At 44.6% G+C, this 20,228-nt stretch carries 24 protein-coding genes; 10 read left to right on the top strand and 14 right to left on the bottom strand.

Annotation, left to right across the window (positions count from 1 at the left end):
• Positions 1 to 7: 7 nt before the first annotated feature.
• Positions 8 to 1,621 carry a thiamine/thiamine pyrophosphate ABC transporter permease ThiP gene (thiP, locus tag AC3CIA_RS14010; protein WP_065207454.1) on the top strand — a complete coding sequence of 538 codons (1,614 nt, stop codon included), beginning with the start codon at positions 8 to 10 and terminating at the stop codon, positions 1,619 to 1,621.
• Entirely contained in the window at positions 1,621 to 2,325 is a 705-nt protein-coding gene (gene thiQ / locus AC3CIA_RS14005) for a thiamine ABC transporter ATP-binding protein (protein ID WP_020477151.1), read from the top strand. Before thiP ends, thiQ begins: the two co-directional genes overlap by 1 nt.
• 78 nt (positions 2,326 to 2,403) lie before the next feature.
• On the opposite strand, the gene AC3CIA_RS14000 is transcribed toward thiQ, so the two are convergent.
• Together AC3CIA_RS14000 and yjgA are read right to left on the bottom strand one after the other, a co-directional pair.
• Complete coding sequence (locus AC3CIA_RS14000) at positions 2,404 to 3,735, bottom strand: IS4 family transposase (protein WP_488518170.1); 1,332 nt, start codon at positions 3,733 to 3,735, stop codon at positions 2,404 to 2,406.
• 144 nt (positions 3,736 to 3,879) lie between these two features.
• On the bottom strand, positions 3,880 to 4,404 hold the full coding sequence (gene yjgA, locus AC3CIA_RS13995) for a ribosome biogenesis factor YjgA (RefSeq protein ID WP_017083748.1): 525 nt from the start codon (positions 4,402 to 4,404) through the stop codon (positions 3,880 to 3,882).
• A gap of 118 nt (positions 4,405 to 4,522) precedes the next feature.
• Here yjgA and pmbA point away from each other — a divergent pair, with 118 nt between their 5' ends.
• A complete protein-coding gene (gene pmbA, locus AC3CIA_RS13990; protein WP_017073447.1) occupies positions 4,523 to 5,866 on the top strand; it encodes a metalloprotease PmbA in 1,344 nt (447 codons plus the stop codon).
• A gap of 89 nt (positions 5,867 to 5,955) precedes the next feature.
• Here the strand turns inward: pmbA and mgtE are convergent, their stop codons facing one another.
• From mgtE to AC3CIA_RS13930, 12 genes are all read right to left on the bottom strand, one after another.
• A complete protein-coding gene (gene mgtE / locus AC3CIA_RS13985) occupies positions 5,956 to 7,311 on the bottom strand; it encodes a magnesium transporter (protein ID WP_004735298.1) in 1,356 nt (451 codons plus the stop codon).
• 148 nt (positions 7,312 to 7,459) lie between these two features.
• Positions 7,460 to 7,735, bottom strand: coding sequence for an HPr family phosphocarrier protein (locus AC3CIA_RS13980; protein WP_004735299.1), 276 nt, complete (start codon positions 7,733 to 7,735; stop codon positions 7,460 to 7,462).
• Between the two features lie 2 nt (positions 7,736 to 7,737).
• Positions 7,738 to 8,607, bottom strand: a complete 870-nt coding sequence (rapZ, locus tag AC3CIA_RS13975; protein WP_004735300.1) for an RNase adapter RapZ — start codon at positions 8,605 to 8,607, stop codon at positions 7,738 to 7,740.
• Position 8,608: 1 nt separating this feature from the next.
• Positions 8,609 to 9,070, bottom strand: a complete 462-nt coding sequence (gene ptsN / locus AC3CIA_RS13970) for a PTS IIA-like nitrogen regulatory protein PtsN (RefSeq protein ID WP_004738707.1) — start codon at positions 9,068 to 9,070, stop codon at positions 8,609 to 8,611.
• Position 9,071: 1 nt separating this feature from the next.
• A complete protein-coding gene (gene hpf / locus AC3CIA_RS13965; RefSeq protein ID WP_004735302.1) occupies positions 9,072 to 9,359 on the bottom strand; it encodes a ribosome hibernation promoting factor in 288 nt (95 codons plus the stop codon).
• 72 nt (positions 9,360 to 9,431) lie between these two features.
• Positions 9,432 to 10,892: an RNA polymerase factor sigma-54 gene (locus AC3CIA_RS13960; RefSeq protein ID WP_004735303.1), complete on the bottom strand. Its 1,461-nt coding sequence runs from the start codon at positions 10,890 to 10,892 to the stop codon at positions 9,432 to 9,434.
• 54 nt (positions 10,893 to 10,946) lie between these two features.
• Entirely contained in the window at positions 10,947 to 11,672 is a 726-nt protein-coding gene (gene lptB / locus AC3CIA_RS13955; protein WP_004735304.1) for an LPS export ABC transporter ATP-binding protein, read from the bottom strand.
• Between the two features lie 2 nt (positions 11,673 to 11,674).
• Complete coding sequence (gene lptA / locus AC3CIA_RS13950) at positions 11,675 to 12,169, bottom strand: lipopolysaccharide transport periplasmic protein LptA (RefSeq protein WP_004735305.1); 495 nt, start codon at positions 12,167 to 12,169, stop codon at positions 11,675 to 11,677.
• The gene (lptC, locus tag AC3CIA_RS13945) at positions 12,150 to 12,713 is read right to left on the bottom strand and encodes an LPS export ABC transporter periplasmic protein LptC (protein ID WP_004735306.1); all 564 of its coding nucleotides are present in this window, start codon (positions 12,711 to 12,713) and stop codon (positions 12,150 to 12,152) included. The genes lptA and lptC overlap by 20 nt, the downstream gene beginning before the upstream one ends.
• A complete protein-coding gene (gene kdsC, locus AC3CIA_RS13940; RefSeq protein WP_004735307.1) occupies positions 12,710 to 13,267 on the bottom strand; it encodes a 3-deoxy-manno-octulosonate-8-phosphatase KdsC in 558 nt (185 codons plus the stop codon). Before kdsC ends, lptC begins: the two co-directional genes overlap by 4 nt.
• Positions 13,267 to 14,238: a KpsF/GutQ family sugar-phosphate isomerase gene (locus AC3CIA_RS13935; protein WP_054548283.1), complete on the bottom strand. Its 972-nt coding sequence runs from the start codon at positions 14,236 to 14,238 to the stop codon at positions 13,267 to 13,269. Before AC3CIA_RS13935 ends, kdsC begins: the two co-directional genes overlap by 1 nt.
• 34 nt (positions 14,239 to 14,272) lie before the next feature.
• On the bottom strand, positions 14,273 to 15,238 hold the full coding sequence (locus AC3CIA_RS13930; RefSeq protein WP_004735309.1) for a calcium/sodium antiporter: 966 nt from the start codon (positions 15,236 to 15,238) through the stop codon (positions 14,273 to 14,275).
• Between the two features lie 265 nt (positions 15,239 to 15,503).
• Between AC3CIA_RS13930 and mlaF the strand changes: the two genes are divergently transcribed.
• From mlaF to murA, 7 genes are all read left to right on the top strand, one after another.
• Entirely contained in the window at positions 15,504 to 16,298 is a 795-nt protein-coding gene (mlaF, locus tag AC3CIA_RS13925; RefSeq protein ID WP_004735311.1) for a phospholipid ABC transporter ATP-binding protein MlaF, read from the top strand.
• Between the two features lies 1 nt (position 16,299).
• Positions 16,300 to 17,079 carry a lipid asymmetry maintenance ABC transporter permease subunit MlaE gene (mlaE, locus tag AC3CIA_RS13920; RefSeq protein ID WP_054548284.1) on the top strand — a complete coding sequence of 260 codons (780 nt, stop codon included), beginning with the start codon at positions 16,300 to 16,302 and terminating at the stop codon, positions 17,077 to 17,079.
• 2 nt (positions 17,080 to 17,081) lie between these two features.
• Positions 17,082 to 17,573 carry an outer membrane lipid asymmetry maintenance protein MlaD gene (mlaD, locus tag AC3CIA_RS13915; protein ID WP_488518251.1) on the top strand — a complete coding sequence of 164 codons (492 nt, stop codon included), beginning with the start codon at positions 17,082 to 17,084 and terminating at the stop codon, positions 17,571 to 17,573.
• Positions 17,574 to 17,643: 70 nt separating this feature from the next.
• Entirely contained in the window at positions 17,644 to 18,273 is a 630-nt protein-coding gene (locus AC3CIA_RS13910) for an ABC transporter substrate-binding protein (protein WP_488518902.1), read from the top strand.
• Complete coding sequence (locus tag AC3CIA_RS13905; protein WP_004735315.1) at positions 18,273 to 18,581, top strand: STAS domain-containing protein; 309 nt, start codon at positions 18,273 to 18,275, stop codon at positions 18,579 to 18,581. The genes AC3CIA_RS13910 and AC3CIA_RS13905 overlap by 1 nt, the downstream gene beginning before the upstream one ends.
• Before the next feature lie 13 nt (positions 18,582 to 18,594).
• Positions 18,595 to 18,849, top strand: coding sequence for a BolA family iron metabolism protein IbaG (gene ibaG / locus AC3CIA_RS13900; RefSeq protein WP_004735316.1), 255 nt, complete (start codon positions 18,595 to 18,597; stop codon positions 18,847 to 18,849).
• A gap of 8 nt (positions 18,850 to 18,857) precedes the next feature.
• On the top strand, positions 18,858 to 20,123 hold the full coding sequence (murA, locus tag AC3CIA_RS13895) for a UDP-N-acetylglucosamine 1-carboxyvinyltransferase (protein ID WP_065207449.1): 1,266 nt from the start codon (positions 18,858 to 18,860) through the stop codon (positions 20,121 to 20,123).
• Positions 20,124 to 20,228 lie beyond the last annotated feature (105 nt).

The raw sequence follows: 20,228 nt of genomic DNA, 5'->3' as shown, positions 1-20,228 counted from the left end.
TCAATTTATGATAAAGAAAACACCTAAGGTCGGGATCTGGGTTGCGATACTCATTACCGCCTTTGTGGTTTCAGCAGTTGGGGCATTGCTTAGCAATGCCCCTTCTCTTGATATCAGCCAAGTATGGTCCGATCCTTACTATTGGCACGTAACGAAATTCAGTTTTTATCAAGCGACACTCTCAACTGTGCTGAGTGTTGGCTTTGCTATACCTATTGCTCATGCTTTGTGTCGCAGGCAATTTTTTGGGCGAGCTCTGTTGTTAAGGCTGTTCGCGTCGACCTTGGTTTTGCCTGTGTTAGTCGGTGTGTTTGGTTTGCTTGCAATTTATGGCAACAGTGGTTGGTTAGCTAAATTTCTGGCGAACTTCGATATTGAATTACCATTCTCCATCTATGGATTGAATGGCATTTTGCTCGCACATGTCTTTTTTAATCTGCCCTATGCCAGCCGTTTACTTTTACAAGCTTTAGATACCGTGCCTGCCGAGCAGCACAAGCTGTGTGCTCATTTGGGTATGAGTCATTGGAATAAATTTAAATGGGTCGAATGGCCGCGATTGAGACAACAACTGCCTCATGTATGTGGCTTAGTCTTCATGTTGTGCTTTACTAGCTTTGCTACCGTGATGGCGCTAGGTGGAGGTCCGAAATCGACCACTATCGAACTCGCTATTTATCAAGCGATTAAATTCGACTTTGACTTACAGGCTGGTGCCTTGCTCGCGATATGGCAAATGCTGCTGTGTGGAGTGCTCGCGGTGAGTATTCAGCGCCTGTCGAAACCTATTTCAGTGACGGCCAGTCAGTTGTCGGAAGAGAAATATTTGGTTAAGGACTGCTGGTGGTCAAAAGCTTGGGATAGCTTTTGGATCATAGTAGTCTCAATGCTGGTATTGCCGCCATTAGCCATGGTTATCGTCAGTGGTATTAACTCACAAGCACTAACTGTGCTCAGCAGCGAACCGTTTTGGGCTGCGCTAATGACCTCAGTTAAAGTTGCGTCCTTAGCAAGTGTTATTGCCGTCGGTATTGGTATTGCGATACTGCTGACCAGTCGTGCATGGCGTTTGCAGAACAAGAACTTTAGAGCCGATAAAATCGAGCTGATTGGTACCATTATCTTAGTGACACCAGGGTTAGTGATCAGTACGGGACTCTTCTTATTACTGCGTTCATTTACCGATGTATTTAGCTTAGCTTTCTTTATTGTGATTGCAGTAAATAGCTTAATGGCACTGCCTTATGTGATCAAAACCTTAGCCCAACCTATGTTGCATTTATCTCAACAGTATCAATACGTGTGTGCAAGCTTGGGAATGACAGGTTTCACACGTTTTAGGCTGGTGGAGTGGCGCGCACTACGTAAACCAATGGCGCAAGCCTTTTCTATTAGCTTTATGCTGGCGATGGGGGACTTGAGTGCCATTGCCTTGTTTGGTAGCCAAGATTTTAGAACGCTGCCTTTGTATCTATTCCAATTGTTAGGCAGCTATCAAATGGAAGCCGCCGCGGTGGTTTCTGTGAGTTTACTGCTGCTGAGTGTGGGCAGTTTTAGCTTAATAGAATTTTTATTTACTCGAAGCTCAAACCCTAATGCTAAAGAGTTAAGGAACCGATGATGTTAGTGATGAAAGAGGTGGACTACCACTATCACCGAGAGTTGTTTCGCTTTGATTTCCAAGCTGAGCAGGGCGACATTGTCGCGTTGATGGGGCCGAGTGGCGCTGGTAAATCAACGTTGTTGGCGCTAGTTGCGGGATTCATAGAGCCTACATCGGGTGAGATATCAGTGGCAGGACAATCGCTTATTGGTAAAGAAGCGCACCAACGTCCATTGGCGATGTTGTTCCAAGAACACAATCTTTTTGCCCATCTCACCGTACGTGAAAATATTGGTTTAGGGCTGCATCCAGGATTAAAGCTTACAGCAACCCAAAAGCTCAAAGTTGAGCAAGCAGCCGCACAAGTAGGTGTTGCAGAGTATTTAGATAGATTGCCTGAGCATTTATCGGGTGGCCAGCGCCAGCGTGTCGCGTTAGCCCGCTGTTTTGTTCAGCCTCATGATATCTGGTTGCTTGATGAACCTTTCTCTGCGCTTGATCCTTTGCTGCGCGAGGAGATGCTTAGCTTAGTGAAGCGATTAGCGGCAGAACGAAATATTACGGTATTGATGGTGACGCACCATTTAGGTGATGCACGCAGTATCGCGAATAAGTTTATTTTTGTGGCGCTAGGTAAGGTGTTGGTTGAAGACTCGATAGAGGTACTGACCGCTACTCATCCACAGCAAGAATTAAGTTCGTTTGTTAAAGCGGGTGAGTGACGACTGAGTATTGGTCTTGTGGGCTTTGACATTGAGTAAGTCGAAAAAAAAAGACCTAGCATGTGCTAGTAATGCCAGTCAGTTAAGCTGACTGGCATTTTTTCTATTCGTTGCATATTTCTTAGGTTTCAGTTTCACCCAACGAGGATAACTTCTATCTTCTCTTCGAGGTGGTAGGATAAACATCGATATTTGCTGTAGTAGTACTTCATAGTGTTTGGGTAGTTTCCCAGGACTCGTTAAAGGTAAAGCTGCAAAGTATTGAGTCACAGCCATGGCACTACTCGTAAAGCTTAATTGATTCGGCCAGACGCTATCTAACTTGCTCGCTGCCTTTGTCATAACCTGCCTTATAAGGTTATAGGCTAACAAAATCCCCCAGAGCTCCTGTTTGACCATATCTGGGCGCTTACTTCGCAATGTATACTCACTATCAAGCAAGGTTTGCTTCATTTCCCTATAACCTAATTCGATTTCCCAACGGTAGCGATAGAGCTCTACAATGTCTTCACCAGGAAAGTGCAACCCATCACGCATTGATGTAAGCACCTGATATTTCTTTCCTTTGATAATTTTCGACACTAACCGTGCTTCTATTATCTCAGGGAGGTCACTGAATTTCTTTCTTGCTTGAGGTGTCGTTTTTATAGCAACGATAGCGTCACTCTGGCTATATTTATGAACGACTTCATACTGAAAGTCCTTTCTCACAGGGAGCATCCAATGTCTTTCTTGGCCTACTTTATTCCAGCGATTAAGTAGCCCTAGAGAGTAATATCCTTTGTCAAAAATAGTCAGAGAATGATCGGGGGTTTGTTCAATGAGTTCTTCTGCAAGGCGCATTTCGTTGGTTCGATAGTCAGAGAATGCACTATCGATTATCTGATGACTCGTAAGCTCCATCAGACAAACCATACGTACCTTAGGGTAAATATTTTCAGCTGATTGATTGCGCTGTGCTTTAAACTCTTGATGATTTTCAGGTGTATCTGTCGTTCTCCAAACGACACCATCGACGGATAGAAGGTTTAGTCCACACCAAGTTTCGAAGTTAGACGATTGATAGCTATGCGCTGCCATCTTCTTAAAGACTTGCTTAACACCTTCTTCGCCCAATCTCTGTCTCGCCTGAACAACAGCGCTTGGGGCAACAAAACGTTGTTTGTCTGGCAGGACAATATCGAGTTGATTAGCTATATCCCAAACAGATTGTTGTCGAAAAAGACTCATTCCTACAACGGACCAAAGTACAGCCTCTAAAGGTAAACGCCTTCTTCTCACCGTTGCGACCCCCGCTTGTTCGAAGCCTTGCTGAATAAGGTCTGGGCTAAGAATGTCAGAATATCTATCAAAGTGATGAAAGGTGTTACATGATCGAAAAGTATTCGCAAGTTGGCTTTCTAAAGACATAAAAAATCCGATATTAGTTTCCTAATATCGGATTTTGAAGCCTTTTGAGGATCGGTCAAATGATCTCACAAATTTCTTAACTGATCGGCATTACTAGCATGTGCTAGGTCTTTTATTATCTTTCTGAGCAAAGGGAGACTAAGATTAGTCGCCTTGCTTTAGCTCTTTTAAGATTTGGAAGATCTCGCGAGAAGACTTCGCTGGCTTGTTTGCTGATTTCTCTTTGTTAGCTTGGCGAGCTAGCTGACGAAGACGTTGACGGTCTGCTTCAGGGTACATTTCCATAACGTCAGAAATGGCAGCATCGCCTTCTGCAACAACGCGGTCACGCAGTTGTTCTAGTTTGTGTAGTTCAACTGTTGCTTGAGAGTGTTTGTTGCGAATTTTATCTAAAGCCGCTTGAATTGGCTCTGGATCTACATTGCGCATTACTTTACCAATGTATTGAAGCTGACGGCGCTTTGCTTCATTTTTAAAGCGTTGTGCATCTTTAATCGCTTGTGCCAGGTCTTCAGACAAAGGGAACTTATCAAGAATAGAAGGCTTTAGTTCAACAAGCTCTTCTCCCAGCTTTTGCAGGGCATCCATGTCCGTTTTCATTTCTGTCTTACTTACCCAGATGATTTCTTCTTCTGGTTCCCATGGGGCTTTTTGGTTTTTGCGAGCCATCTTTTCTGCCTATGTCACTATCTCAAACGAATATATTGCCTATTTTAGCAAGAATCTTGGGGAGAAAGCGAAATTCTTGTTATCCTACCTAATATTGACCTAAAAAATTAGAATAGATATGGATGTAAAACAGCAAGTCGCCCAGCAAAGAGTTGAGCTAGAAGCCGCAGTAGCTAAAGCGTTGGATATGGCATCAGTGAGTGCAGACGCAGCTGAGGTCGCTATTACTAAGTCAACGGGTTTAAGTGTTTCAACACGTATGTGTGAAGTGGAAAACGTTGAATTTAATAGTGATGGTGCTCTAGGTATTACTGTTTACCGCGGCCAGAAAAAAGGCAGCGCATCCACATCTGATCTAAGTGAAAAGGCGATTGCTCAAACTGTCGCTGCTGCATTGGATATTGCTCAATACACCTCTGAAGATCCGTTTGCAGGTCCAGCCGCAAAAGAATACATGGTGAAAGAAATTCCAGATTTGGATCTTTTTCATCCTGATGAACCAAATCCTGACTATGCCGCTGAGATAGCGATTGCTGCTGAGAGACAAGCGTTAGCTTATAGCGACAAGATCAAACAAAGTGATGGCGCAAGCTATGACAGCCATTATGGCGTTAAGGTTTATGGTAATAGTCACGGTTTACTCGCGAGCTACGCCTCAAGTCGCCATAGCACGAGCTGTTGTGTGATTGGTCAAGGCGCTAACGGTGAAATGGAACGAGACTACAGCTACACAGTTGCACGCCATCGTGATGAGCTATGGACACCTGAACGTGTCGGTCAAGAAGCTGCAGAAAAGACTGTCAGCCGTTTGGATGCTAAAAAGCTACCAACAGGCCAATACCCAATTATGTTCGCTAACGATGTCGCTACAGGCCTCATTGGTCACCTTGTGATGGCGATTAGTGGTGGCAACCTTTACCGTAAATCATCTTTCTTGTTAGATCACTTAGGTCAGAAAATTCTACCTGATTGGTTCAATATCTCAGAGCGTCCACATCTCTTACGTGGTTTGGCTTCGAGCCCATTTGATAGTGAAGGTGTTTACACTCAAGACCGTGAAATCATCACCGATGGTGTGTTAGCAACTTACCTACTAACCAGCTACGCTGCACGTAAAATGGATATGACACCAACAGGCCATGCTGGTGGTATTCATAACTGGTTCGTTAACTCGACCGGACAAAATTTTGAGCAGATGCTAAAAGAACTCGGCACTGGTTTTCTTGTTACTGAAGTCATGGGGCAAGGCGTGAATACCGTTACTGGCGATTACTCTCGTGGCGCTGCGGGTTTCTGGGTTGAAAACGGAGAGATCCAATACCCAGTATCGGAAGTGACGATCGCGGGCAATCTCAAAGATATGTTCACTCAGATTGTAGCGGTAGGTAACGACGTTGAAACTCGTTCGCAAATTCAAACCGGTTCTATCTTGCTTGAGTCGATGAAAGTCGCAGGCGAGTAATTCAATTAAAGCTAATCTGATGAATTAAAAAGGGAGCTGATAGCTCCCTTTTTGTTTTTCGCCAAAAGTTGGCTATCTGTTCATGTTCGCTAGATCAGTATGGTCGCTAAGCCTAAGAACACCGATAGGCCAATTACATCGGTCACCGTGGTGAGAGCCATACCGCCTGCAAGGGCAGGGTCGATATTCATCTTCTTCAGCATCACAGGAATGGTTACACCGGCAATACCCGCGACAATCAAGTTTGTCATCATCGCTGCTGAGATGATACCTCCTAAGATCCAATTGCCTTTCCAAGCAACCACTATACCGCCAATGATAACGGCCCATAGAATGCCGTTAAGGAAGCCGATAGAGGCTTCTTTGAGTAGTAGTTCGCGTTTGTTACTGTCACCAATGTGACCAAGCGCTAAACCACGAATCACTAGAGCGACGGTTTGGTTACCTGCAACACCACCCATGGACGGTACGATAGTCATCAAAACGGCAATCGCGGCCATCTCATTCAGTGTGGCCTCAAACATATTAGACACAGACGCTGCCGCGAGTGCTGCTAAAACGTTTGCGCCTAGCCATACACTACGACGACGAGCGGATTTTACGACCGGTGCGAAGGTATCTTCGTCATCGTCCATACCCGCCATACTCATCATTGAGTGCTCGGCATCTTCACGGATAACATCAACCACATCATCGATCGTGATACGACCTACAAGGTGTTGATTTACATCGACAACAGGAGCTGACACCCAGTTACGACGTTCGAACAGGCTGGCGATATCAGAGGCACTGGTTTCAACGGCGATCGCTTCGTCGGCATCTTCCATCACTTCTGAAACAGACACATCAGGCTGGGTTGTAATCAGTGTGCTGAGCGATAGGTTACCAATGAGGCGTTCGTCGTCATCGATAACATATAACGCATCGGTAGCGTCAGGTAATTCACCACGCATACGTAAATAACGCAGTACGACCTCAACATCGACATCACCGCGGATCGTGATTACGTCGGTGTTCATTAACGCACCCGCTGAATCTTCTGGGTACGAAAGGGCGGTTTCTACTAATGCACGATCGACAGAGTCCATTTGGGAAAGGACTTCTCGAGAAACATCGTCGGGCAGGCTTCGAAGTACGTACGCGACGTCATCGGTTTCCATACCTTCGGTTGCTTCTGCCAAGGTTTCTGGTGCCATTTTTGACACAAGAGCATCTTTGACGTCTTCGTTTAGCTCATCAAGAATTTCACCGTAGTCTTCTGGATCGGTGAGTTGCCAGAGTACGTCACGACTTTTGCGAGGGGAGGCTTCTAAAAGGTGTGCAATATCCTCAGGTTCCATATCCTGAAGTTGTCGGCGTACGTGAACAAATCGGCCGTTTTCTAGGGCTTCGCTGACTTCTTGGAGGGTTTGGTGAGCTTGGTCGAATTCTAATTGCTCTGCCATATTTTCCTCCTATCTCATTATTCTAACAATGCTTGGAATAGTAACTTAATTCTGGGGCTTATTTAAATCATTAACTTAGGTAGAACTAAGAATTAATATTGGTTGATGCGTGGTTTGAGTTTTAGATGTTGTGAGTGAAGCGTTTTTGCTACTCGCCCTCATCAAACCGGTCTTCAATTAGGTGACAAACGGCATCAAGCGCTTGCTGAGAATCGGTGCCTGCGGCTTGGATGGTGATGTGTTGCCCTTGCGCCGACTCCAGCATAAGTAGCCCCATTACACTGTCTGCTGTTGCCGTTTTATCTTCTTCACTATGGATAGTGATGGTTGCATCAAAGCTTTGTGCAAGCTCAACCAATTTTACGGCTGCTCTAGCGTGAAGACCCAAGCGATTTTGGATCAGTACAGTTCGAGTTAATTCCATGGTTAGCCCTGTTGGTGCTTCTCTAGGGAGGCGTGTCTGATTTGAACTTGATGGCCAAGTTGTTCGAAGTATTCACCAATTTTCTGAGTTAGGTAAACCGAGCGGTGTTTACCGCCAGTACAACCAATCGCGACCGTTAGATAACTGCGATTATTCTTCTCTAACATTGGCAACCACTGCTCAACAAAGCCTTGAATTTGCTGCTTGAGTTCAAGAACTTCTGAGTGTTTTTCAAGAAAAGAGTGAATGGGTGCGTCAAGACCCGTTAATGGTCGTAGTGCTGGTTCCCAGTGAGGGTTTGGCAAAAAGCGAACATCAAACACATAGTCAGCATCACTTGGTAGTCCGTATTTGAAACCGAAAGATTGAAAGACAATGATCAGCTCTTGCTTCTCTTTGCCTTCAACTTTAAATCGAACCTTTTCGCTCAATTCGTAGAGGTTGCAGTCACTGCTGTCAATCACAATGCTGGCTTGTTCTGCGAGAGGTGTTAGGAGTGTCTTTTCTAAATCAATCGCTTGCTCAAGAGATAACTTTTCTTGGCCGATCGATAAAGGGTGGATTCTGCGTGTTTCGCTGTAGCGTTTGAGTAGCGTTTGCTTACTTGCGTCTAGGAACAAAACGTTCACATCAATATCAGTGGCGGCTTCTAGTTGTTCTAGTGTCTCTGTAACTAACTGCGGTTCTTTCGGTAGGTTGCGAATATCAATGCTAACAGCGACGTTTTGATTGATCTCGCGTACCGATTCGACGAAGTCGCTTAGCAGGTTTACTGGAAGATTATCCACACAGTAATACCCCAAGTCTTCAAGGACTCGTAACGCAACACTTTTACCGGCCCCAGATTGGCCACTCACAACGATTAATCGCATGTTATTGCTCGCAAGTTGGCACTTGGATCATGATGTCGTAAAGCTCTTGATCGCTTTGAGCATTACGCAACTGTTTAAGAGTCTGCTTGTCGTTAAGTCGTTCTGCCATACATGAAAGGGTTTTTAGATGCTCCTTGCACTGTTCACTTGGAACAAGCAGGGCAAATAGTAGGTCGACAGGACGATTATCAATCGCATCAAATTCGATTGGGTCTTGGCATTGCAGTAATACAGCTATCGCTTTATCACTGACATTCATACGAGCATGAGGAATAGCGATGCCATTACCAATACCAGTACTGCCCATTTTTTCACGGCTCAACATGCACTCAAACAGTTCTGTTGAATCTTGACCACAGCTTTCTGCAGCGATCTGACTGATGAGCTCAAGGGCTCTTTTTTTGCTTGTGCATTGGACTGCACTTTTGGTGCAGTCCAATGAAAGTACTTCGCTTAATTGCATGTTAGTGACTACTTAGCTTTTCTTTGTGCTTGTTGAGTTGGCGGACGAGTTTATCAACCAATGAATCAATTGCGGCATACATGCTTTCATCAGTTGCTGTCGCATGGATTTCCCCCTGATTTATATGCAGGGTAGCTTCCGCGATTTGATTGATTTTCTCAACTTTTAAAACAACCTGAACGCTATTGATATGATCAAAGAAGCGCTCAAGTTTGTCGAATTTAGTGCGAACATAGTCTTGCATTGAATCGGTAAGATCAACGTGATGGCCTTGAATATTGATTTGCATAGACTTTCCTTTTCAGTTGGTTGCCAGGTTATAACCAAATTAATAGTTAACTAAATAGCTAACTAAATTAGCTTATAGCAGGCGTTTACGCTGACTCGATGGGGCAATGCCCAGAGACTCACGGTATTTCGCTATGGTACGTCTAGCTACCTGAATTCCTTGGTCAGCCAGTAAAGCAGCAATCTTACTATCACTTAGAGGCTTCGCGGTATTTTCCGCTGCGACAAGCTTCTTAATCAGTGCGCGAATTGCTGTAGATGAACATTCACCGCCATTGTCAGTGCTGACATGGCTTGAGAAAAAGTATTTGAGTTCGAAGATGCCACGTGGCGTGTGCATGAATTTTTGAGTCGTCACACGAGAGATCGTGGATTCGTGCATATCAACGGCTAACGCAACATCATTCAGAACCATTGGCTTCATCGCTTCTTCGCCATGTTCGAAGAAATCACGCTGATGTTCAACAATGCATCGCGCAACTTTGAGTAGCGTCTCATTTCGGCTTTCTAAGCTTTTGATTAGCCATTTTGCTTCTTGCAAATTTGAGCGAATGAATTGGTTGTCTGCACTGCTGCCCTTGCTACCAAGAGCGGCATATTGCTGATTTACTTTCAGCTTAGGGACACTATCAGGGTTAATGGTGACTAACCACTTTCCAAGATCTTTGAACACCGTTACGTCTGGAACTACATATTCAGTTTCGTCCGGTGTAATCTTACTGCCAGGTCGAGGATCCAGTTGCTGAATCAGTTGCAGAACCTCACGTAGTTCCGCTTCTTTTAGCTTGGTTTCTTTGATGACTAATTTGTAATCGCGGTTACCGAGTTGGTCGATGTGGCTAGTAAGTACTAACTTAGCTTCGTTAAGCCAAGGGGTATCCTGGGGAAAGGTTGCCAGTTGCAGTAACAAGCAATCTTGTAGGTTCACTGAACCGACACCCAGCGGGTCAAACTGCTGAACTCGTTTGCGGACGGCTTCAATCTCATCAAGCTCTACTTCTTCGCTATCGAAGTTTTCAAGGATATCTTCACAAGATACGGTGAGGTAGCCATAGTCATCAATGGCATCAATCAGCGCGAAAGCAATGCTTCGGTCAGTTTCAGAGAATGGTGTTAGGTCGAGTTGCCAAAGTAGGTAGTCGTGTAGGCTTTGAGTCGTTTCGCCTTGATAAACAGGCATGTCGTCATCAATCGCAATACCAGTGTTACCTGTGTTTGCGCTGTAGACATCTTCCCAAGTTGTGTCGATCTCTAGTTCGTTGCCAATTTCTGATTTTTCGATTAAATCTGAGCTATCAGGTAAATCTTGCTCTGTGGCTTCAACTGTTTCTTTCTCGTCACTGCTAGGTTTCTCTTCCGATGTAGGCGTATCTTCATTGCCTTCTTCGACATCGAGTAGTGGATTAGATTCAAGTGCTTCTTGAATCTCTTGCTGCAAATCTAAAGTAGACAGTTGCAACAAACGAATCGCTTGCTGCAATTGAGGAGTCATTGCTAACTGTTGGCCTAGCTTAAGTTGTAATGAGGGTTTCATTCAGTGTGACTTACCTAGTTATTATTCTTAGAACTCTCGATACTCTCTATATAATCATAGACGGAATTGTTCGCCTAGATAAACTTGTTTAACTTGTTCGTTATTGAGAACATCTTCAGGAGTACCCTCAGCGATCAGGTGTCCTTGGCTTACGATGTAAGCTTTTTCACACACATCTAATGTTTCACGAACGTTGTGATCGGTAATCAAAACGCCCAATCCGCGATCACGTAGGTGAACAATGATTTTCTTGATATCGATAACTGAGATCGGGTCAACACCGGCAAACGGTTCATCCAGCAGAATGAATTGCGGGTTTGCTGCTAGAGCTCGAGCAATCTCCACACGACGACGCTCACCACCTGACAGAGCCATACCATTACTGGTGCGGATATGTTGGATGTGGAACTCTTCTAGAAGGTCTTCCAGCTTATCTTGGCGCTGTTCGTTAGTCATTTCATCACGGGTTTGTAAAACGGCCATGATGTTGTTCTCAACAGACAACTTACGGAAAATCGATGCTTCTTGCGGTAGGTAACCGATACCAAGACGAGAACGACTGTGCATTGGCAAGATACTGATGTCTCGGTCATCAATGCTGATGGTACCTTCATCACGCGCAACCAGACCAACAATCATATAGAAAGATGTGGTTTTACCTGCACCGTTAGGTCCAAGCAGACCGACGATCTGGCCTGACTCTACCTGCAAGCTTACATCGGTAACAACTTTGCGCTTGCTGTAGGTTTTCGCTAGGTTTTTTGCTTTAAGAACAGCCATCGTTACTTATTCACTTCCGTTGGTTGTAAAACCGTTGACACTCGTTTGTTTTCACCACTGTCGGCGACTAATTTTTGAGAGCCGATCTGGTAGGTGATCTTAGAGCCACGAATGATGCTGCCATCTTGAGATAGCATTGCATTCTTAGTCATGATCAATTTGTCGGCAACAAGCTGGTAATGTAAGTCGTCAGCTTCACCGTAGAGTGTCTTCCCGTCGTCAGTCAGTTGAGAGAAGGTCGCTGGCTTACCGAAGCCTTGAATTTCTTCAATCTCACCGTTTACGGCGTTGCGGGTAACAATAACCTTATCGGCATTGATATTGATGCTGCCTTGCTTAAGGTTTACATCACCAAGGAAAGTCACTTGGTTACTTTTCATATCCAATTGCTGGCTGTCTGAGTCAATGTAGACAGGTTGCTCGCTATCCGAAGAAAGGGCATAGACATTAGGCGCCGCAAGGGTCAAAGCGAATAAACTAAGGTGTAAGAGTTTCATATCTACCTTGAACAGAATTAAAGAGGGTTGCATTGTTGGTACCGAAGTTACCTTTCATTGCTTGTCCCTCAGTTTCAAAAAATGTACCGATCATATGGACCGGAGTCTCTGAATAAAAATCTCGGCTAGGCAGCTCAACAACCATTTTATCTGTGGTCATTGTATCGAAGCTAGCTTCTGGCAACAGGTTCTTTGCCACGACGTTGTCATAAAACGTGACAACTTGATTCTCATCCATAATCGCGCGATCAGCGGTGACTTGCCATTCAATCGTGTGCCCTTCTCGGAATACCGAAAGAACCGGGTTTTGAAAGTGCGTATCGCCAACCACTGAGTAGTGCTCTAAATACGTCGATTCAACCTGATAGCTACGAATACCGCTTTCGTCATAGCTAATGTTGTTTAGACTTTTGCCACTAAACGCGGGCAGCTCCAAATTTGGAGCCACTTGTATCGTTGATGTTTGCTCTTTGTCGTACAAGTAATAGGTCGACCAAGAGGCAATAAATATGAGTATTAAATAGATAATACGAGTAAAACTCATATGCTTAAACCTTTATGCACGTCGAGTTCATTTCTTGCTTGTAAAATAAGGTCGCAAACTTCACGTACCGCACCGTGACCACCATTAATGGTGGTCACGTAATTTGCACGCTTTGCAAGTAGTGGATGACCATCTGCAACACATACTTTCAAGCCAACTTTTTCCATCACAGGCCAGTCGATCAGATCGTCTCCGATGTAGCCCGTATTTTCAGGATTCACTGAAAGTTTATCGCAAATATCTTGGTATGCCTTAACTTTATCATCCTGACCTTGGTAAATAAGCTTAATACCGAGAGCGGTCATTCGATTCTCAACAATTTGAGATTTACGGCCAGTGATGATTGCAATTTCGATACCGGCGTTCATCAGTGACTTAATGCCATAGCCATCACGAGTGTGGAAGGTTTTCAGTTCTTCACCGTTGTTGCCCATGTAGATGCGACCGTCTGAGAATACGCCATCGACATCGCAAATAAGCAATTTGATCTCTTTTGCTACGGCAAACACTTCTGAATCTACCGTGCCGTATAGAGTTTCGACTGTCTGTGTCATTACATTACTCCTGCTTTCAGTAAGTCATGCATGTTTAACGCTCCGACTAGTTTGCCTTCATGGCACAGCATTAGGCCATTGATGCTCTTAGCTTGCATCAAGTTCAAACCCTCAACCGCGAGCATGTTTGGTTCTGCTACCGTCGGATTTAGCGTCATCACGTCGCCGATCTGCGTGTCATGAATATCGATGCGCTTGTCTAGGATACGGCGCAAATCACCATCAGTAAAAATACCGGCCATTAGACCGTCTTCACTCACGACTGCCGTCATCCCCAAGCCTTTTTGAGATATCTCCAAAAGAGCATCTCGTACCAATGCTTCCGGTGCTACCACTGGGAGTGCATCGCCCGTATGCATGATATCTTCAAGCTTCAATAATAGTTGTCGACCCAAAGCGCCGCCAGGGTGGGACAAAGCAAAATCTTGCGCAGTAAAGCCTCTGGCTTGTAAAAGTGCGACGGCTAATGCATCACCCATCACCAAGGTAGCCGTTGTACTGGTTGTTGGCGCAAGCCCTAATGGACACGCTTCTTCTGGTACTGATATTTGTAAATGAATATCAGACAAAGTCGCCATGTTTGATGCTGGCTTACCTGTCATGCTGATAATCTTGATGTTCAAACGCTTCAATACCGGGAATAAGCTTAGGATTTCACCTGATTCGCCAGAGTTGGATATTGCTATCACAACATCGCCAGCCCCGATCATTCCTAAGTCACCGTGCGCAGCCTCCCCGGGGTGTACGAAGAAAGCGGATGTCCCAGTACTTGCTAGTGTTGCTGCTATTTTTTTGCCGATGTGGCCAGATTTTCCCATGCCCATCACAACCACTTTTCCTTTGTTGTTCAGGATAAGGTCGCAAGCTTTGCAAAAGTCATCATTAAAATATTGGTCCAATTGAGTAAGACCTGCAACTTCGGTTTCCAAAACTTGCTTTGCAACACTGCGATAATCGAATGACTGAGACATTAAATACTCCAAGTACGGGAAGTTAAATCAATAATTAAGCTGACATGTTCATAAGTAGGTAAGCTTGGTAGGCCACGAATGTCACTATTAACACACCGCCTTCAATACGATTCACACTACGTGATTTACCTAGTGCCATTACAACAAGAAGTAGCGATACACCTAGCATTACCCAGAAATCACGACCCATCGCAAACTCGCTCAAGACTGAAGGGTTGAGGATGCCAGGGATACCCATAACAGCAAGGATGTTGAATACGTTCGAGCCAATGATATTACCCACTGCCATATCATCCTCACCCTTCATTACGCCAGCAAGTGATGCTGCTAGCTCAGGCAGGCTTGTACCAACGGCAATAATGGTTAAACCAATAACAAGGTCGCTCATGCCAAAGAATTTCGCGATAACAACCGCGTTATCAACCAACATGTTGGCAGCTAGAGGCAGAATAATCAGACCAACTACCACCCACATTGCGGCTTTAGGGTTGCTCACGCCTTCAGGAACTTCAGATTCTTGTTCTTCAAGGAAGGCATCGCCGTTCTTTTTCTCACTGCGGCTGATTTGCAGCATCGCGAATAAGAATGCGGCAAAAAGAACAAACAATAATACGCCTTCGTAGAACCCTAAATGGTTGTCCCACAGCAAAGCGCCCGCTAGTAGAGTGACACCAATCATCAATGGTAGTTCACGGCGAATCACACCAGAGCTAATTGATAGCGGTTTGATAAGCGCTGTAATACCCAAAATCAGTGCGATGTTGGCGATGTTTGAACCGAGAACGTTACCTACAGCCGTATCTGTTTTTCCATCAAGAGCAGCTGTTGCTGAAACCATCATTTCAGGAGCCGAAGACCCCATTGCTAGAATCGTCATACCGATAACTAATGGTGAGATACCAAAGTTGCGAGCAAGAGCAGCGGCGCCGTAAACCAGCTTATCTGCACTCCACACCAAAAAACCTAGACCGATAATAAGAAACGCAATCGCTTCAAGCATGATGATTCCTAAAAAATTAATAAAAAACGGAGAATTAACCGCTAATTTTGACCTGTTGCTAGATAAAAGGGAAGTCACTCGGCAAATTAATTACCAGTTAGCAGGCAAGAAAGAGAGCTCAATAGATAATTTTCTAATGCTTTCAAATCCCTGTATAGATTCCTGTTTAATATGAATTAATTGAACAGTGCTTTTAATTCTAAAGTAGACTCATTATTATTGCAGCCATAATTGGCGTATTTTAAAGCAAGGAAACAACAAAAATATGTTGAACACTGAGCTTGTGAAAGTTAAGAACCTCAGCTTCTCACGCGGTGAGCGCGTTATCTTTGATGACATCAGTTTAGAGGTGCCTCAAGGCAAAATAACCGCAATTATGGGCCCGTCAGGGATCGGTAAAACGACCTTGCTGCGTTTGATTGGCGGACAATTACCGCCAGATGAGGGCGAAATTTGGTTTGATGGCGACAATATCCCTGCATTATCACGTCGTAAGCTATATCAAGCCCGCAAGAAAATGAGCATGCTTTTCCAATCGGGTGCACTTTTTACTGATCTTAATGTCTTTGATAATGTGGCGTTTCCGCTGCGAGAGCACACTGAACTTAATGAAAAATTCATTCGTACCATCGTATTACTAAAGCTTGAAGCGGTAGGGTTACGAGGTGCTGCGCAATTGATGCCGAGTGAATTGTCTGGTGGGATGGCGAGACGTGCTGCGTTGGCTCGTGCGATCGCATTGGATCCTGAACTCATCATGTACGATGAACCATTTGTTGGCCAAGACCCGATAACTATGGGCGTCTTGGTTGAGCTGATCCGTAATCTCAATCAAGCTTTGGGCTTAACCTCTATTGTCGTTTCTCACGATGTGCCTGAGGTGATGAGTATTGCCGATTGGGTTTATCTGATGGCTGATGGAAAAATCATTGCTGCTGGTGCGCCTGATGAGTTGTACAACAACAGCGATCCGAGAGTGCAGCAATTTTTGCAAGGTGACGCGGATGGCCCTGTGCCGTTTAGATTTCCTGCGAAGAGCTTAAAAGAGGATTTGTTTTAATATGATTGTTAAAGCTATTGCGGGTGTCGGTAAGCGAACACTTGCGATCTGTGAGTCATTTGGTCGAGCAAGCCTGATGTTATCTGGGGCTTTGTTTGGCATCCCGAGACTAAAGAATTTCCCTTTATTCGTTAAACAACTTTATAGCGTTGGTGTTCAGTCATTGGCTATCATTTTAGTTTCGGGTTTGTTTATTGGCATGGTGCTCAGCCTGCAGGGCTATGTCGTGTTAATCGACTACGGTGCTGAAGGTAACCTTGGTCAAATGGTCGCGCTTTCACTGTTACGTGAGTTGGGCCCAGTGGTGACTGCGTTATTGTTTGCAGGCCGCGCAGGTTCAGCATTAACGGCTGAGATCGGCTTAATGAAAGCAACCGAACAGATCTCTAGCCTTGAAATGATGGCCGTCGATCCTCTCAAACGCATTATTGCGCCACGCCTTTGGGCCGGGCTTATCTCAATGCCACTGCTCGCTATGATCTTTATGGCGGTCGGGATTTGGGGGGCTCAGTTAGTTGGTGTCGATTGGAAGGGCATTGACCACGGCAGTTTCTGGTCTGCGATGCAGTCTTCCGTTGAGCTAGGTCGAGATATTGGTAACAGCACGATCAAATGTATGGTCTTTGCTATCACAGTAACTTGGATCGCACTTTTTAATGGTTATGATGCGGTACCGACCTCAGAAGGTATTAGTCAGGCAACCACACGCACTGTAGTGCACTCTTCTCTAGCGGTATTAGGGCTAGATTTTGTTCTTACCGCATTGATGTTTGGGAATTAATCATGCAACAAACTCGAAAATTAGAATTATGGGTCGGCACCTTTGCTATTGTCGGAATTTGCGCAATCTTAATCATGATCTTTCAAGTCGCTGACGTAAAAGGCTTAGGTTCGAACCATACTTACAATCTAAAAGCGACCTTTGACAACATTGGTAGCCTAAAAGTTCGCTCTCCAGTGAAGGTGGGTGGCGTCGTTGTCGGTCGAGTTAAAAGTATTGAGCTTGGTACCGAGAGTTACCTTCCTGTCGTTGAATTATCTATTGATGCGAAGTACTCACAATTTCCAGATACCTCTAGTGCTCAAATCTTAACGTCTGGCTTAATCGGTGAGCAGTACATCAGTCTGGTTCCTGGCTTCATTTTTGATGATGAAGAGATGTTGGTTGATGGTGATTCTATTGAAGACACCAAGTCAGCATTGGTACTAGAAGATTTGATTGGTCAAGTGCTGTATAGCGTTGGTGGCTCTGATGACAGCGAAGCTAAGGAATAAGATGATGTTGAAAACTATTAGTCATTTAAAAGATATTAGTCATTTAAAAGCTATCGGTTACTTGAAATCAATGTTTATGGTAGCAATGGCTTCACTTGTTTCTGCTCAGGTTTTTGCTGCCGAATCGATTGATCGCACTCAGCCTTATCAGATGATGACGCAAGTTGCTGAAGTGGCATTTGATCGTTTGAAGAGTGAGCAAGAGAATATCCAGCAAGATCCTGAGTTATTGAAGGTCATTGTGGAAGATGAATTGATGCCTTATGTGAACGCGCAATATGCGGCACTTAAGTTGTTAGGACCTAACCTAAAAGGGGCGGACAGAAAAGACGTACGTGTATTTATCGATGCGTTCCGTAAATACCTCGTTTCTTCTTACGCTCAAGTACTGACTCAGTACTCGGATCAGACGATTGAATTTGGTCCAGAACCAAAAATCAAAGCAGATAGCCGTATTACCAGTATTAAGGTTAGTATCATAGATACGCCGCGACCAAACATTAAGCTTGAATTTAAGCTACGCAAAGACAAGAAGTCAGGCGAGTGGAAGGCGTTTGATATGGTTGCTGAAGGTATTAGCCTGTTATCGAGCAAGCAATCAGAGTGGAATACTAAAATTCGTCAAGAAGGCATTTTACAAGTTGCCGATGAATTAGAGAAACTTGCAGCACAACCGATTCGTTTTGAGAGTAATAAATAATGAGCCACTCTCAATGGCAAGCACTAAGCTCTAAAGAGTATCAGCTGCTCGGTGACATAGACCGAGACAGTGTCCCTGCAATCTGGCGTATATTGGAAAAGTGGCAAACGACGGAATCGAGCGTTGAAATTGACCTTAGCCATATAAATCGAGTCGATTCAGCAGGAATGGTGATGCTAATTCACTTATTAGAGCATGCAAAAAATCAAAACTGTCATATAATGCTCAGTTTCGTGCCAGAACAATTACGAACGTTGTTCCAATTGAGCAATATCCAGCCAATGATGGCAGAACACATAAAAAATTAGGCAGGAGCTATTTGTGGACAGCACAAAAGTACAAGAATTATTAGCAGCGGCACTGAACCTTCAGGAGATTTTCGTGAAGGGTGAAGGCAGTCATTACGAAGTTGTTGCGGTTGATGCATGTTTTGACGGCATGAATCGAGTTAAGAAGCAGCAACTAATCTACGGCCCACTAATGGAATACATTCAACGCAATGACATCCATGCTCTTTCTATTAAGGCTTTCACGCCAGAAGAGTGGGAACGTGATAAGAAACTGATGTCACTTTAAGGTTTATGATGGAAAAGTTTCGAGTTATTGGATCGGATAAGCCGTTAAGCGGTGAAGTGACGATCTCAGGCGCAAAAAATGCAGCGCTACCTATTTTATTCGCATCAATCCTTGCTGAAGAGCCGGTTGAAGTGAGTAATGTTCCTCACCTACGTGACATCGATACTACGATGGAATTGCTTAAGCGTTTAGGCGCAAAAGTATCACGTAACGGTAGTGTTCATGTTGATGGCAGCGAAATTAATGAATTTTGTGCGCCTTACGATTTAGTAAAAACAATGCGTGCTTCTATTTGGGCTTTAGGTCCTCTAGTCGCTCGTTTTGGTGAAGGCCAAGTGTCACTTCCTGGTGGTTGTGCAATTGGCGCTCGACCTGTTGATTTACATATCCATGGCCTAGAGCAACTAGGTGCGACCATTAAGTTGGAAGATGGTTATGTAAAAGCAAGTGTTGACGGCCGTTTGAAAGGCGCGCACATCGTGATGGATAAAGTAAGTGTGGGTGCCACCATTACTATCATGTGTGCAGCAACGCTAGCGGAAGGTACAACTGTATTAGATAACTCAGCGCGTGAGCCTGAGATTGTTGATACGGCTGATTTCTTAAACAAACTAGGTGCTAAGATTACTGGCGCAGGTACAGACACGATTACTATCGAAGGCGTTGAGCGTCTTGGTGGTGGTCATCACTCTGTGGTTGCTGACCGTATCGAAACGGGTACGTTCCTTGTTGCTGCTGCTGTTTCTGGCGGTAAAGTGGTTTGTCGCAACACCAACGCTCATCTTCTTGAAGCTGCATTAGCGAAGCTTGAAGAAGCGGGTGCGAAGGTTGAAACGGGCGAAGACTGGATCAGCCTTGATATGACAGATCGTGAGCTGAAAGCGGTGAAAATCGTAACAGCACCTCACCCAGGTTTCCCAACCGACATGCAAGCACAGTTTACTCTGCTCAACATGATGGCGAAGGGCAGTGGTGTTATCACTGAGACTATCTTTGAAAACCGCTTTATGCACATTCCTGAGTTACAGCGAATGGGTGCAAAAGCGGAAATCGAAGGCAACACGGCTATCTGTGGTGAAACTGAGAAGTTAAGCGGCGCTCAAGTAATGGCAACGGATCTTCGCGCATCTGCGAGTCTTGTTATTGCAGGCTGTATTGCTCAAGGTGAAACCATTGTTGACCGTATTTATCACATCGATCGTGGCTACGATAAGATTGAAGATAAATTGTCAGCTTTAGGCGCAAACATTACACGATTTAGTGAGTCGAACTAACTTAGGTTAGTGGATTCATGAATCAGTAAGATGAAAACATAAAAGTCGGAACCTTGGTTTCGGCTTTTTTATAGTTGTATTTACCGCAAGTGAATCTATTGCCAT

The sequence above is a fragment of the Vibrio sp. QJM3NY_27 genome (genome assembly GCF_057785955.1).
The sequence above is the reverse complement of the archived record's forward strand: the minus strand, read 5'-3'. Positions and strand labels throughout refer to the sequence as shown.